This is a genomic window from Enterococcus sp. C74, assembly GCF_040887125.1.
GTDB lineage: Bacteria > Bacillota > Bacilli > Lactobacillales > Enterococcaceae > Enterococcus_B > Enterococcus_B hirae.
In genome coordinates this window covers 519,697-533,952 of record NZ_JBFOFA010000001.1, presented here as the reverse complement: position 1 = coordinate 533,952, position 14,256 = coordinate 519,697, and the positions used below count along the sequence as shown (strand labels likewise).

Genomic DNA, 14,256 nt, shown 5'->3' with positions numbered 1-14,256 from the left:
AAAATTAATATCAATAAATACAATAGTTATTTTAACTATTAGCGAAAATGAAAGGACCTTATGACACAATGATAAAAAAAGGCAAACATGCAAAAAAAGGGTCATTTCCTTTTTTCTCTATCATTCTAGTATTGCTCAGTATCAGCGTACTTTCCACCGGTATGATTATAGGATGGAGTATTTATACGAAAGAACAAGCTAAAAATGATTCCGATTCACTAAAACCTAAACAGACATTATCGCTTACACCTGAAGAAAAAAAATTATCAGAAAAAATCAACCACCTGTTAATTAAACATGATTACATTGGCTCAATTTATGTAAAGAAAAATAATCATGTGATTTTTGAGCGTGGCTATGGTTATGCAAACAAAGAAAATGATCAGTTAAACCGCCCTTATCTTTACTATCAAATTGGCTCGATTCAAAAAGCGATGACAGCTCTGTTAATTCTCAAACAAGTAGAATTAGGACACCTTTCTTTGAATACGAAATTGGCTAAGTTTTATCCTCAAATTCCGAATAGTCAAAAGATTTCCATTGAAGATCTACTTTATATGAGATCTGGGTTGAAACCTACAGCTAAACCTACTACCCCATTATCAGATACAGAAGTCGTTCAATTTGCGGTTCAACATCTAAAATTAGTTGACTACCATACTTATCGTTATGAACCATTAAACTTTACAATTTTAGCGGGTATTTTAATCAACTTAACTCACCAACCTTATGAAAAATTAGTAGAGAATGAGATTATCAAACCTTTGGATTTGAAACAGACCGCTTTTTATGATCAAGTCAAAAACTCTCCGCATCATGCCCTTTCCTATCAGATGTCTGCTAGTGATGATTACTGGAAGCCATTAACTGAATCGCAAACAGCGATCCATAATGAATTAGGGACTGGAAATATCAGTATGTCGGTGCTTGATTTAAATACGTTTTTCACTAAAGTTTTATCAGGTAAAATGATCCCACAGAAATTACTTTTTACATTATGGAAACCCAGTCCTACTGGCCACCCATATCGTGGTGGTGTCTATTGTGGTAATGATTATGTTTTGGCACAAGGAAACATCAATCGTTTCCATTCAGTCGCTGTTTTCAAACGTGATTTGAAAGATGCGGTTGTCATGGAAAGCAACGACCAATCAGATAAAAAAATAAAATTAACTGCTCTAGACTTGCGAAATCGAATTTATAATTTAATTGAAGGGTCCAAGATATTAGAAGAAAATTAATCCTGAAAACGAAAAAGATTATCGTCCCAAAAATTAAGTACGTCATAGTTCAAAAATTTTTTTATTAAAAAAATCGCCATGTAAAAGTTAGAATGTTATCTGACTTTTGCATGGCGACTGTATTTAGCCGACTATCATAGTTCTATTTCTCAAAGTTTAAGATTTCGTTCCATCCACTTTTCAAGTGTACGAATAAGAACTGTCGACTCTTATTATTCACTATATTTCAGTTTTTAAATAGCTTTTCATACCACTTAATACATCATAATTTGGTAGATAACCAATAGACTGAATCTTAGAAATATCTGCTAATGAATCGTGAATATCTCCTGAACGTTCTGGCTGATATTCTAAAGCTAATTCCGTCTCTAAAATTTGATCAATCGTCTGGATCAATGTTAATAATGTAGTTGCTTTTCCCGTTCCGACATTAAATTGTTGGCCTAAAGCCGATTCTTTGTTAGCTACCAGAAGTAAAGCTTGGATCACATCATCGATATAGACAAAGTCTCTTGATTGGCTACCGTCTCCATATAAAGTAAATGACGTTTTTTCTCCCGCTAATTGTTTTTTATAACGATCAACTAAGATTGAAATCACACCACTGTAAGGTGAATTTGGGTTTTGGTTTGGTCCGTAAACATTGAAGAAACGAACTGCACTTCCTGGAACATCATATAAATGACAGTAATCCAAAACATATTGTTCAGCTGCAAACTTATCGATTGCATAAGGGGTTAATGGACGAATAATGGATTCCTCTTTTTTTGGTAAAGTTGGTTCATCCCCATAAACTGCTGCTGAAGAACTAAATACGATTCGTTTTAAGTTTGGTTGATATTTCCGGATCAATTCTAACAGCATCAGCACACTTTCAAAATTAACTCGATGTGTTTCTACTGGCCGGGCAACCGAATCTGCCACACTAGCAACTGCCGCTAAATGGAAAATGTAGTCAAATTGATTGGCACGGATGATTTCTTCCATCAATACTGAATCCGCTACATCACCTTCGATGAACGTGATGTTTCTATCCATCTCAAGATTTTCTACTTTTCCCATTGATAAATCATCAACAACAATCACTACATTTTCTTTACCTAAGTGATTGGCTAAGGTAGAACCGATAAAACCAGCCCCACCGGTAATCAATATTTTTTCCACTATTTTCACTCCAATTATTGATTTACATAAAAGATAAGTTTAGTGTAACACGTTTATTCTGAGAATACTATCTTATATATATGCCCTAAATAGAGCGATCATAGACTAAATGTTTCCTTTCCAATAGTTATCTCCTGTCTAACAAGAAAACCATGCCATGCATAAAATATTCTAATAGTAGATAATATTTTTCTTATTTAAACGCTGCTTCTTTGTTATTGCCTTGGCAGAAGTTGGTCAAGGATGTATTTCTCTATCACCTTTTGCAAGAATAAGGGACTGTGACAAGTCTTTTGTCACAGTCCCTCACTGTCTTCTTTATATTAATGATCTTTGACTAAGTATCGCAAATCTTTTAAGTCGCTCAAAAAACCACGATGGACAATCACTAAATAAATGATATATATCACAATATAGGCAACCATACTCATATAAGTGCCATCAAACCAAAGATTACTAAAAATGAATAATAAAGTTAGACAGGTTTCTAAAAACATTTTAGCACCAATTTTAATATTCATATCTCTACACAAGAAAAATTCAGCTAAATTACAACGGAATGCTAAACTAGCAAGTATTAATCCGACAGTTAAGTTTAAATTCCCTATGATGAAAATGACGAATAAAGAAAGAAGTAAGGATAAGGTCAACGTCAAGACGTTTACCATTAGAATCGTTTTTTCTTTACGCAATGTCTTCAAATAGGTATTGATTAATAAGGACATTCTTCCTTCATAGATAACGATTGGAAATAAGATCCCCATGAATCTTAAACTAACTTCATATTCAGGTAGCCACATGCCTAAAACGATTTTTGCTGGAATATAAAAAATCAAAATAGCATACGTCAAAGGAACAAATACACCTCTTAGTGTTTGAAACAAAGAAGAGAGACGATCTCGATTTGTTCTTCTTAAAAGCGGGAACATGACGATCCCCACCGCATTGATAAAGGTCAAAAACATATTAGAGATACTTAAAGTAAAAGATAATTTACCAAAAGTCTGGATTGACCATTGTTGTTGAACAAAGAAACGGATCGTACCCATAATTAACATACTGGCAATACTACTCAACATTAATTTGCTACCAATATTAATGTTATCTAAGATTTCAGGTACTAGTTCTTTTAGACCAATCATTTTAACTTGTAGCATATCTTTTATTCGGGTCATTCCCCAAATTGTAATCACTAATTTTGAAATGATATCCATAATGATCAACCAGTAAAATTCCCGCCCACCTGTGGCAAAATATATACCGATTAAGACAACATATAAATAGCGATCATTTCTTGATAACTGGGCATACTCTTTAATCCTATTTGTTGATTGGAAAATATAGAGAATAAATGTTTTAACGATAGTCACTACAGAAACAACAGCTGTCAAAATCAAGATCAGTGCTTGGTATTCTCCAGGCATAAAGAAGTAAGCCCATAAAATAACGAAAATCGAAACAAAAAATTCAAATATCGCTAAATACCAAAACTGCGATCCTAAAGAACGTTTATCAATGTCTTTGTAGTCTTCTCCACCGATTTTCAAGTAAATACCATCAATCCAACCAAAATGTAAGAATCCTACATAAGAAGAATAAAAGACATAGAGTTGCCAATAACTATATTCAGTCACTCCTAATAATTTTGGAACAAATAAATTTAAAAGGACAGAAATACCTAATGTAGCAAAGTTAGCTGCTACGGTATAATATAGATTTTTTGCGACAGCTTTTGCTTTATGGTTCATGCTGATACCTCACTTTCCTGACTTATATTTTATAAGATGATAGATATCAGTACCAAAATAAAATTTACGCTTATAGCGGAAGAAAGAAGCAAGAATTGTTGATAACTGTTCCTTTTCTAATATAGCAATACGCATTTCTAGTTCATCAATCATTGACAAGAGCATTTTTTGTTTCTTCTCAAAATCATCTATATCAGTTAAATTAGCTAAATAGTTATTGGCTGCATGTACACGTTGCAATCTTCGCCGTAACGTATTTAGTCTTTTTTGGTAGGCTGTTACTTTGTTTGCTTGGTCAATTTCTTTTTTAAAAGAGCTTTGACCATGTTTACGCCATTCAATCAACGGTTTTCTTAAGAGAAATAACCCATTGCTTAAAACAGCACTTCCCCACATGGACATATCATGGACTGCATTCTCCATTCTTGAAGCATAAAGCATCACATTCGCAATAAAGCTTTGGCGAATAGCATAGACACAGCCTGGACGTCTTAGGAATAAGTTGTTTTCATTAAAAACCACTCGTTCTTCTGATTGTCCCTCTATTTTTTCTGTATCAACCCGTTTTAACTCTTCTGCTAAACCACCTGGCTCTACTAATTCATGATAATCTGATACTAAAACTTGAACTTGTTGATTCGCAAAAGTACGACTCATTTCTTCAATCTTTTTTTCGTGCCAAATATCATCTTGGTCACAAGTAAACACAACATCTTTACTTGCTAAATCCAGCAGTTTAAAAAAGTTTTTTCGCCATCCAACGTTTTCTTCATTAACAATCAATTGCCAGGTAGCCTGTAACTGATTTTCTTCAATGAATCTTCGTACAATATTGACTGTCTGATCAGTTGAACAATCATCTTTTATGATAACTTCATCAATTTTTTGAGATTGATTTTTCAAAGAATTGAGCTGTTCTATAATATTTTTTTCGCCATTATATGTAGCCATTACAACAGTTGTTTGCAGTTTTTCACGCATTTACTTCACTCCTTCTAAGATATAGTATTAAAGATGCTACTTTGTTGTTTCGTCTTACTTTTTGTAACCATTTCGAGAGGCTATTTTTCGTAAAAGTTATACGGATGGTGTGTCACGCGTTCATTTTCCGGTGGCATTGTCATGTAATCTCCGTAACGCAATGTAAGAAAATCTCCTCTATTTTTGATAGCCATTACTTTGTGTCCTTCAAATTCGACGTCTTCATATTCAGTAAACCATTGCGTTGGAAAAACACCCCAATCAATATGAATCCATTCTAAATAACCACATGTGTCCGTATCTCCAAATCGGATTTTTTTAGCAGCTTCTTGGTATTTTTTTTGCCAATAGACATTATCGCCGATTTTCAATAATTTTTTATGATGAGGATAACGCACTACTAATTTTACGACTGCTTTCAAAAAATCAAAGCTTCGAGCATAAGCTAATCCCAAAGTGTCCATTAAGTTTAGACGATAATTCTCTGTTGTCTCTCTTAGAGCTTGACGTTCTGTAGCAGAATCTGGAATGCCGTCAATAGGAAAAATATCAACAAAAACGCCTAAATCAGGTTCTTCCCCACTAAAAAACTGCTTTGTTTTAGCTACAGTTTTTGGGTCAATCACTTTTGCAAATGGATATCTAAAATTTTCTCTTGTTTCAAAGGACAACAACTTGTAATTTGTATCATTTTTTAAGATCAAAAGCAATTCTTCATAATCTGGTCGGGGCATCACGATATCAATATCATCATCCCAAGGGATAAAACCTTGATGGCGTTCAACACCAATCAGACTTCCATAAAATATGGTATATTTTAGGTTGTTTTCACGACAGATTTTATCAATATAAACTAAAATATCAACTGCTTTTTTTTGTACCTCTGCCATTGTTAATTCTCTCATAAGAAGTCTCCTATATCCAATTAAATTTTTTACTAAAGAACGGGAATATTTATTTGCCTTTGATCATCAAATTGACCAATAATAGAAAATATCCTTGCATCCTTTGTTTCTCTGCAAGGATTTTTCCTATTACCTTAATTATTTTTCCAGTCTGTTCAATTGTTTTTGTTGATCGAAATCATATTGCAGTTTTCCTAAATACAACCAGAAAATAAATGTTGCAGAACGTCTAGTTAGTATAATTTCAGTAATCAATAAACTAGAGACTAAGATGATCAACACAATTTGATTATCTATCAGAAATTCTAGATAATTTTTTTGCTTTGTAGCAAATAGAATCCGCAAAGACTGCCACATTTTTGATAGTAAAAACAGGACAAAAACAATTGTTCCAGAGATACCAGTTGCTGCTAATAGATAGAAAAAGGCACTGTGAGGTGTTTGCCCCGTTTTAGCAATATGAGTCTCTGGGATTTTAGCTTTGGCAATTGCCACAAAACCTTTTGGTGTTGTTCCGAAAATGGGTTCAAGTCGCATCAATTCAGTTGCACTTTTCCATAAAGCAAAACGACTGTTAGAAATATCTTTATTTTCAACAACATCCGGTCTTTCGGTAGTGACCAATTTTTCGTCAGGAATTTTTTTCTCTGAATCTTTTTCAAAAAAGTCAACGACCTTAGGACTTGTGATTTCCACACGGTTTGCTACATTGACGTAACCTGTTTTCATCAATGATACGCCACCAAAAACAACGGCTGAACTAATCGCAGCTAGGACTGTTGCTCCTACTACTTTCAATACTAACGATTGATTTTTTTTCGACTGATAAAATAAGTAAAAGAAGAAAACACCAAAAAAGGCCGCAACTACCAATTGGATCATACCAGATCTTGAACCTGAGAGAGAAATATAGCTAAATTGAACAAACATAACAAAAATAGAAAGAACTTTCACCCATAGCTTTTGATTAAAAATAGCTTTTCTAAGGGCAAAAATAATACAAACCAATGAAATAGTTGTCGCATAGTTTGGATCAACAAAAATCCCATAAAGACGATTTTCAAAAAAACCGATTCGCATGCCATAATACAATGATTTAACTGGCGTAGAAAAACTTACACGAGCAAAAAACAAATAAAGAGAAAATAGGACAAGTGCAGACCAAACAACTAAAAGAATCGTTTCAAACACAGTAAATAGTTTTTTGTTATTTTCTCTTCCCACTTCAAATACACAAAAGAAAAAGATACATTGCCAAATAATCAGTTTGATGTTTTCCGTGAAAGCATATTCTCGATTCAACAATGTACTGATTGCTAGAATCACTATAAAAACAATTAACCAATATTCAATTTTTATTTTCTTTTTTTCAAGAATCATTGGTAAAAAGTGGCTAAGGAAAATGACTCCTGATAATAACATGATAATCATCGAAAAGATGGAATCGATTTTTGGTGGTAGTGTGGAATAAACACTAACCATCCGACAGATTAAGACAAGCTCAAAAAAAACAATATAGGGCAATGCTATTTTTTGTCCTATACTATGGAATTGCTTTGAAAATTTAGTAAACATTTTATCCTCCATTAGTATAAAAGATCAATCACCGTAACGGTTAATCTTTAGTTTTAGTTATATGTTTCCTTCTAAATTCTACTGGAAACTTATATAAATGTAAGCTAATCATTAAGAGTAATGTAGAAAACTTACGACTCTTGGTAAATATCTCATTCTCCATAATGAATCGAAAGTTATGTCTTAAATAACTTACGATTTCTTTTGTTTCCGGACGATCCGTTACGTTTGCTACTATAATCTTATCGAGAACTAAAAAGTTAGCAAAACAAACACGTTGATGTGCTGCTTTTTTGATTTCTTGACTTCGGTCTTTGAGCTTTATTTCATTGTTTTCCCAAGCTTCAATAAATTCAAATTGTTTTTCTGAAAAACTTTCTGTATTGATACTTCCAAGACGATGATAATAATAGTACTTTTGTTCAGAATCAATGGCTACTTTGTGGCATTGATTCAATAAATCTACAATAATAAAAGAATCTTCATGATATTTCCCCTCTGGATAGCGGATAGTTGAAAACAGTTCTCGCTTATAGAGTTTGTTCACTGCATGAACAGAGATGATATTTCCTTGTAAAATTAATAATAACGCTTCTTCAGCGGTTACTGTTTTTTTGATTGTGGGTTTGATTATCGGATCTTTTCCCTCGTAGACATCATAAATACCACAGATCGATAAGTCTGCCTCTTCCTTGATGATTGCTTTATATAAAAGTTCATACATATCTTCTGCGATATAGTCGTCACTGTCAACAAAGCCCAAATATTTTCCTTTGGCTACTTCGATTCCCGCGTTTCTTGCGCTACTCAATCCACCATTTTGTTTGTGGACGACCCGTACACGAGCATCCTTCTTTGCATAGTCATCACAAATACGTCCACTATTATCAGGTGAACCGTCATCCACTAAAATCAGTTCAAAATCGGAAAAAGTCTGAGCAAGAATGGAATCTACACATTTTTTTAAATATTTTTCAACTTTATAAACAGGTACGATGATACTAATTTCACACATGTATTTCATCCTTAACTAACTGTACTGTATGCTTCAGTGATTCTTCTAGACTAAAGATCGGGAACCAGCCAGTATCTTTAATTTTTTCATTATTTAAAATAGCCGTATTTGCTTTAGAAAAGCCTTGTTGTTCAATTGCATCAGGTAATTCAAAAATGACTTGCTTCCCACTAATTTCAGCAAGTTTTTGAGCAAGCTCTTTTAGATGCAAATCAAAACTGTCATTAGAGATGTTATAAGCTTCTCCATTCTGACCGTGAATAAGGAGATGAAGCATCGCTGAAACAGCATCACCTACATAAATATAGGAAAAATACTGGTTTCCTTCACTCTTTAATACAATATCTTCTTCATGCACTGCATTCAAGATAAATTGAGAAGAAGCCTTAGAGTCAGATAACAACATCGTTGGGCCAAATGTACGGCATAATCTTGGGATCACAATATCTAATTGATGCTTCGCAATATATGCCTGACAAAGGGACTCACTGACTCTCTTACCTTCCGGATAGCCGGCACGTAAAGTATTGCAATCAATATAACCACAATAATCTTCCGAAAACTTTTCAACGTCTCCACGATTTTCGCCATAGATCTCTACAGTTGAAAGGAAAAGCACTCTTTTCGGTTCTGTTGCTACAGCATGTTTCAATACTTGTTCTGTACCAGCAAGATTCGTCATAATCGTGCCAATTGGATCGGTTGCATAAGCTTTTGGATGGGTATTGCTTGCACCGTGGATGATATAGTCAGCCTTAATAGAAAAAGGCAACGGATCTGTCACGTCTCCTTCGATGATCTCAAAATTTTGATCAGAGATATACGGAGAGAATCGTTCTTCCAATCTTTGACGATTTCTTCCCATTGCATATACTTTAATATTAACCCCTAAATACTGGTTTGCTAACATTAACGTATCGACTAAAAAAGAACCAATCATACCTGAGGCACCAATCATGAGTAAAGATTGACCATCCAAATTTTTTAAATCAGGAGTATGTTCGACTACCTTCAGCAAATCATCTTTATATAGTGGATTATTTATTAAAGACATCCTCTTCACCTAATCTTTCATTTTTAAATATGCTTTGAAAAGCTCTAAATCATCGGTTGTGGTCAATTTGATATTTTTATCAGAACCAGCCGCAAAATACAAGGTTTCACCTAAGTCCACCATCATCGTATTGGTATAAGATGAGTCTGTCATCCCAATATTTTCTTTGACCGCCCGATTATAAGCAGATAGTAATTTACCATATTGATATGCTTGTGGTGTTGAAACACGTCGTAACGTATTACGATCCACATATTGTTGTGTCGTTTCTTCGGTTTTCTTAATAAAAATCTGTTCATTATACGGTAATGAAGTCACACCATTTCCATATTCCTTACATTTCACAATCACATCTGATAGGACGAGTTCATCCACCAATGGACGGATACCGTCATGAATGATAATTGTGTCATCATCTTCTGAATAATCTTTTAAAAATTGTACACCGTTATTGATTGATTCTTGTCCTTTAGATCCGCCAGTAATCACCCATTGGACTTTACTGATATTGAACTCTTTGATATAAGCCCACATGGTTTCTTCCCAACCTGATTTACATACAACAAGAATTCGATCAATCTGTGGATGGTGTTGGAATGACTCCAATGTATAAATAATGATGGGCTTCCCCTCGATATTAATAAATTGTTTTGGTATATCCTGCCCCATTCGTTTGCCAACGCCACCGGCAATAATTATAGCTGTAATCATATGAGATAAATTCCTTTCTTTTATGTGTATTTATACTAAATAGGTATTGAAAACTTGCCTATTATTTCACTATCCGTTCAATAAAAACCATATTTAACCTTTTACATTTTCTCACAACTGCCAATAACTTTCAATGTTTTCCACTGAGCCTCGGTGAAATATAAGTATTATACAAAAAAACAACACATCAAAAGAATGATAGAACATTCGATTGATGTGTTGATTTATTTATTTTTAGTTTACTTTTTGAACATACTTTTTATTTGCAGTCACATAACCATCAGCTGTTTTTAATCGTGGAAGTCCTGATGGGGTATATTCGATTGATTGGATCTCTACGATCGTTCCTTTGCTAATTGCTGCTCCTTTTTGCGTAAAACTGAGATCTTTATAGTAGTAATCATTCATCAACAGTTGAACTCTTTTAGGATTCGTCACAAAATAATTATCATTTGCATTCGCAGCAGCTGTAACATACCCTTTATTAGCTGTAACATATCCCTTATTGGTTTTTAATCGTGGGATTCCGCCAGCTGTATACTCGATACCTAAGACATCGATCACCGTACCTTTCGCAATTGCGGTACTTGGTTGTTTAAAGTCTATGTCAGAATAATAGCGATCATCCCTCAACATAACAATTTTTCTTGGATTTTCGATAAAGTAATTATCACTGTCACTCACTAATTGTGTTACATAACCTCTATTTGCTGTCAAATAGCCTTTTGCCGTTTTTAACCGTGGGATTCCACCACTTGTAAATACCACATTTTGCACTTCAATCAATTCATTTTTAGAGACTGCCTCCCCTTTTTGACTGAAATTGACATCATGATAATACGTATCATTTGTCTTCATGACCACATATCCTGGATTACTATAATAATAGTTTGAGATATTATCTGGCACTTCTTGCACATACTCTTTATTAGCCGTCAAATAGCCATCGGGCGTAAGCAATCGCGGTACTTGACCTTCACGATATACGACACCTGTAACAGAGACAAGCGACCCTTTCGTCACTGCTTTTCCTTTATGGAGAAAGTCTGTGTCTCGATAGTAAGTATCATTGGCTTTCATGACGATTCGAACAGGGTTTTTCGTATAGTAATTATCAATTGGTGCTACAGTTGCGATCACGTAGTCTCTATTTGCTGTATAAAAGCCTTTATTTGTTTTTAATCGAGGTATTCCACTCTTTGTTTTTTCAATTCCCGTTACTTTGATGACCGTACCAGCTGAGACTGATTCTCCTGGTTTTGTAAACTCGACATCTTGGTAAAAACGATCATTTGTCTGAGCAATGACTTGTCCTGGATTTGTCATATAGTACATATCAGAGATATCACGATACTGTTCGACCAAATTTTTATTCGCAGTCAAATAGCCATTTTTTGTTTTTAAACGGAAAATACCAGAGTCCGTGTAAGCTAAGCTTTCTACTTCCACCACTGTACCTTTCGTGACTTTATTCAAACGTTGGGTAAAAGCTGTATCTGCATAAAAATAATCATCGGTCTTCAAACGAACTTTTTTAGGATTCGTTGTAAAATAAGAATCAATATTGCTTTGAGCCGCTACAACATATGATTTATTTGCTGTTAAATAGCCGTGATCTGTAAATAAGCGCGGAATCCCACTAGCGGTTGTTTGAATACTTTTCACAGTAACTAAAGTATTTTCCTTAACAGTCATTCCAGGACTGGTAAAATTCACATCATTGTAAAAACAATCATCCTTCTTGACGATGACTCTTCCAGGATTGGTCGTATAGTAATTATTTAGATCAGGTCCGGTTCCTGTATTTGGTCTTCCAAAAAAGGAACTGTAAATCATCGACATGTCAAAAGGACGAGATTGATAATTTGCCAAACCTGGGAAAAACATTTGAGACGACCACTGCCAAGCACCATAATCATTGTTCCACTGCATCGATTGTGTTGGTGTATAAGGATATTGTGCGACCCATATACGTTCTTTATTAAAGGGAGTTGGATTGATGTACCCACTATCTAGCCAACCTCTACTAAGATATAGTGCAGCATTAGAATATCCAAGATTTTTTAGTTGTTGATTGAAAGCCAAAGCATTTTTTTGTGTATCACGTCCTTCGGAAATCAAGTGCGGATCTTCTGCATCATCAAACATGATCGTATTTTTGGGCAAACCTAATTTTGACGCTGCTTGTGCAAAATATTTTGCCTCTGCCTGAGCTGTTTGAACAGATGTATACACGCTGTAATGATAAGCAGACACACTGAGCCCCGCAGCTTTAGCATTGTTGATTTGGCTTTGCGCATACGGGTTAGTATATGATGTTCCTTCGGTGAGCTTGACGGTTACTCCCGTTACCCCGTAACTTTTGATTTTTTGATACTCAGCAACAGAGATTGTCCCATTCCAACTAGCGACATCAATGAAGTCTTTTCTTGGTAAATTGGGATTATCTGCATATACATTATCAGGATACATCATTCTCGACATAATCCCATACTGATTTCCAGACGGTTGCATGGCATAAGTACCTTTTTTATGATTTGTCCCTCTTTTCCCGAGTTCAGCATCTTCTCTTGGATCAACTTGATTGGCATCTGTCTGGTCCTGGGTAGAATCACTCGTAGAATTGGCGGTCTCGGAACCCGAAGTGCTGGTACTTTCTTGAGTGGGGATTGTCGAGCTGCTGGTCATACTGGATTCTGTCGAAGAAGTCTCAGCCGTAGATGTTTCCGTAGTTGTCGAACTATCCGATTGTTTTGTATCGTTAGTTGTGGTAAGTGTTGCTGAATCAGACGAGTCGTTCATTTGCTTTTCTTCAGTTCCCACTTCATTCATAGCCTTCTGTTCTTGACTAGATTGAGAAGTTTTAGCTATATTTTCAATTGCATAAGTATTGGAAATAGAGCTATTTAATATTAATGTACATAAAAGTACACCAGAAAAAATCCGTTTCATCTCTTTTCTCCTTCATACTGTATCGTTTACTTTGTAAGCTTTTTTAGTATCAACAAGAACAGCTTCATGATGAGGCTGTTGTTCTTCTTCAGGGGGCAATTGCATGTAGTCACCAAAGACCTGTTTCAAATAGCGGTCATACCCAACAGGAATTGGCATTTTTGTCTCTTCAAAGGGAACAACAATCGCTGATTTAAAATCTTCCAAATGGTAAATATTTCCCATATATTTAGGTCCGACACATAATTCTGTGACATAAGGTGTCGATCCGAATGAGTACTTACTCATTTGTTTTTCTGCAAAACGCCAAATCTTATAGCGGATTTTGGGCGAAGAGAACGTACTTAAAAGCACCTTGCTACCTGTTGCCATCATTCCCCCATGTTTTTCGGGCACAACCTGAGAACAAAACAATGCATAAACGAGCGCCCACATTTTTTGGATTTTCCGTTGCGCACTTTTTTCAGGCGCACCGTCCAAAGGAAAAATATCAATCGGTATACCATGAGGAATAGCCATTCCTTCTTGATACGTTTTGACAAATGTGGTATTTGCATCTCGAATGGTCATAAATGAATTATGATCATTGTAATTCTCAGAAGCAACCAATAGCGGATAGCGTTCAACATCAGCATATTTTGGCCATAGTTCTTTTATTTTTTCATAATCTTGTCTAGGCATAAAAAAATCCAAGTCATCATCCCAAGGAATAAAACCTTGATGACGGATAGAGCCAATACAGCCACCGCCACAAAAATAACAAAGTAGGTCGTGTTTATTACAAAAATCGACAAAATATTGAGCGATTTCTAACACTACCTGCTGGACATTTCTTAATTCAGGATCATTACTATACATACTTACAGCTCCCTCTATTTTTATTTTATCATAACTATTTTTTTATCCGAAA

At 34.8% G+C, this 14,256-nt stretch carries 11 protein-coding genes; 1 reads left to right on the top strand and 10 read right to left on the bottom strand.

Annotated features, from left to right (window positions below):
- Positions 1–68 precede the first annotated feature (68 nt).
- On the top strand, positions 69–1,241 hold the full coding sequence (locus AB3H93_RS02615) for a serine hydrolase domain-containing protein (protein ID WP_368020074.1): 1,173 nt from the start codon (positions 69–71) through the stop codon (positions 1,239–1,241).
- Between the two features lie 219 nt (positions 1,242–1,460).
- On the opposite strand, the gene AB3H93_RS02610 is transcribed toward AB3H93_RS02615, so the two are convergent.
- From AB3H93_RS02610 to AB3H93_RS02565, 10 genes are all read right to left on the bottom strand, one after another.
- The gene (locus AB3H93_RS02610; protein WP_126344425.1) at positions 1,461–2,405 is read right to left on the bottom strand and encodes an NAD-dependent epimerase/dehydratase family protein; all 945 of its coding nucleotides are present in this window, start codon (positions 2,403–2,405) and stop codon (positions 1,461–1,463) included.
- A 323-nt stretch (positions 2,406–2,728) separates the two neighbouring features.
- Entirely contained in the window at positions 2,729–4,153 is a 1,425-nt protein-coding gene (locus tag AB3H93_RS02605; protein ID WP_010719725.1) for a lipopolysaccharide biosynthesis protein, read from the bottom strand.
- Positions 4,154–4,162: 9 nt separating this feature from the next.
- Positions 4,163–5,134 (bottom strand): glycosyltransferase, encoded by a 972-nt coding sequence (locus AB3H93_RS02600; RefSeq protein ID WP_010738168.1) that lies wholly within the window; start codon positions 5,132–5,134, stop codon positions 4,163–4,165.
- A gap of 80 nt (positions 5,135–5,214) precedes the next feature.
- Positions 5,215–6,039: a phosphorylcholine transferase LicD gene (locus AB3H93_RS02595; protein WP_034698873.1), complete on the bottom strand. Its 825-nt coding sequence runs from the start codon at positions 6,037–6,039 to the stop codon at positions 5,215–5,217.
- 138 nt (positions 6,040–6,177) lie between these two features.
- Positions 6,178–7,614, bottom strand: coding sequence for an O-antigen ligase (locus AB3H93_RS02590; RefSeq protein WP_010738170.1), 1,437 nt, complete (start codon positions 7,612–7,614; stop codon positions 6,178–6,180).
- A gap of 40 nt (positions 7,615–7,654) precedes the next feature.
- Positions 7,655–8,629, bottom strand: a complete 975-nt coding sequence (locus AB3H93_RS02585; RefSeq protein WP_010719729.1) for a glycosyltransferase family 2 protein — start codon at positions 8,627–8,629, stop codon at positions 7,655–7,657.
- Positions 8,622–9,683 (bottom strand): NAD-dependent epimerase/dehydratase family protein, encoded by a 1,062-nt coding sequence (locus AB3H93_RS02580; RefSeq protein WP_368020073.1) that lies wholly within the window; start codon positions 9,681–9,683, stop codon positions 8,622–8,624. Before AB3H93_RS02580 ends, AB3H93_RS02585 begins: the two co-directional genes overlap by 8 nt.
- A 9-nt stretch (positions 9,684–9,692) precedes the next feature.
- A complete protein-coding gene (locus tag AB3H93_RS02575) occupies positions 9,693–10,394 on the bottom strand; it encodes a 2-C-methyl-D-erythritol 4-phosphate cytidylyltransferase (RefSeq protein ID WP_010719731.1) in 702 nt (233 codons plus the stop codon).
- Between the two features lie 234 nt (positions 10,395–10,628).
- Positions 10,629–13,346, bottom strand: a complete 2,718-nt coding sequence (locus tag AB3H93_RS02570) for a DUF5776 domain-containing protein (protein WP_368020072.1) — start codon at positions 13,344–13,346, stop codon at positions 10,629–10,631.
- 12 nt (positions 13,347–13,358) lie between these two features.
- Positions 13,359–14,204, bottom strand: coding sequence for a phosphorylcholine transferase LicD (locus tag AB3H93_RS02565; protein ID WP_010719733.1), 846 nt, complete (start codon positions 14,202–14,204; stop codon positions 13,359–13,361).
- Positions 14,205–14,256: the final 52 nt, after the last annotated feature.

Bases quoted from the DNA above. Each gene is read 5' to 3' on its own strand.
- AB3H93_RS02615 (WP_368020074.1), top strand. From the start codon at position 69: ATGATAAAAAAAGGCAAACATGCAAAAAAAGGGTCATTTCCTTTTTTC.
- AB3H93_RS02605 (WP_010719725.1), bottom strand. From the start codon at position 4,153: ATGAACCATAAAGCAAAAGCTGTCGCAAAAAATCTATATTATACCGTA.
- AB3H93_RS02600 (WP_010738168.1), bottom strand. From the start codon at position 5,134: ATGCGTGAAAAACTGCAAACAACTGTTGTAATGGCTACATATAATGGC.
- AB3H93_RS02595 (WP_034698873.1), bottom strand. From the start codon at position 6,039: ATGAGAGAATTAACAATGGCAGAGGTACAAAAAAAAGCAGTTGATATT.
- AB3H93_RS02590 (WP_010738170.1), bottom strand. From the start codon at position 7,614: ATGTTTACTAAATTTTCAAAGCAATTCCATAGTATAGGACAAAAAATA.
- AB3H93_RS02585 (WP_010719729.1), bottom strand. From the start codon at position 8,629: ATGTGTGAAATTAGTATCATCGTACCTGTTTATAAAGTTGAAAAATAT.
- AB3H93_RS02580 (WP_368020073.1), bottom strand. From the start codon at position 9,683: ATGTCTTTAATAAATAATCCACTATATAAAGATGATTTGCTGAAGGTA.
- AB3H93_RS02575 (WP_010719731.1), bottom strand. From the start codon at position 10,394: ATGATTACAGCTATAATTATTGCCGGTGGCGTTGGCAAACGAATGGGG.
- AB3H93_RS02570 (WP_368020072.1), bottom strand. From the start codon at position 13,346: ATGAAACGGATTTTTTCTGGTGTACTTTTATGTACATTAATATTAAAT.
- AB3H93_RS02565 (WP_010719733.1), bottom strand. From the start codon at position 14,204: ATGTATAGTAATGATCCTGAATTAAGAAATGTCCAGCAGGTAGTGTTA.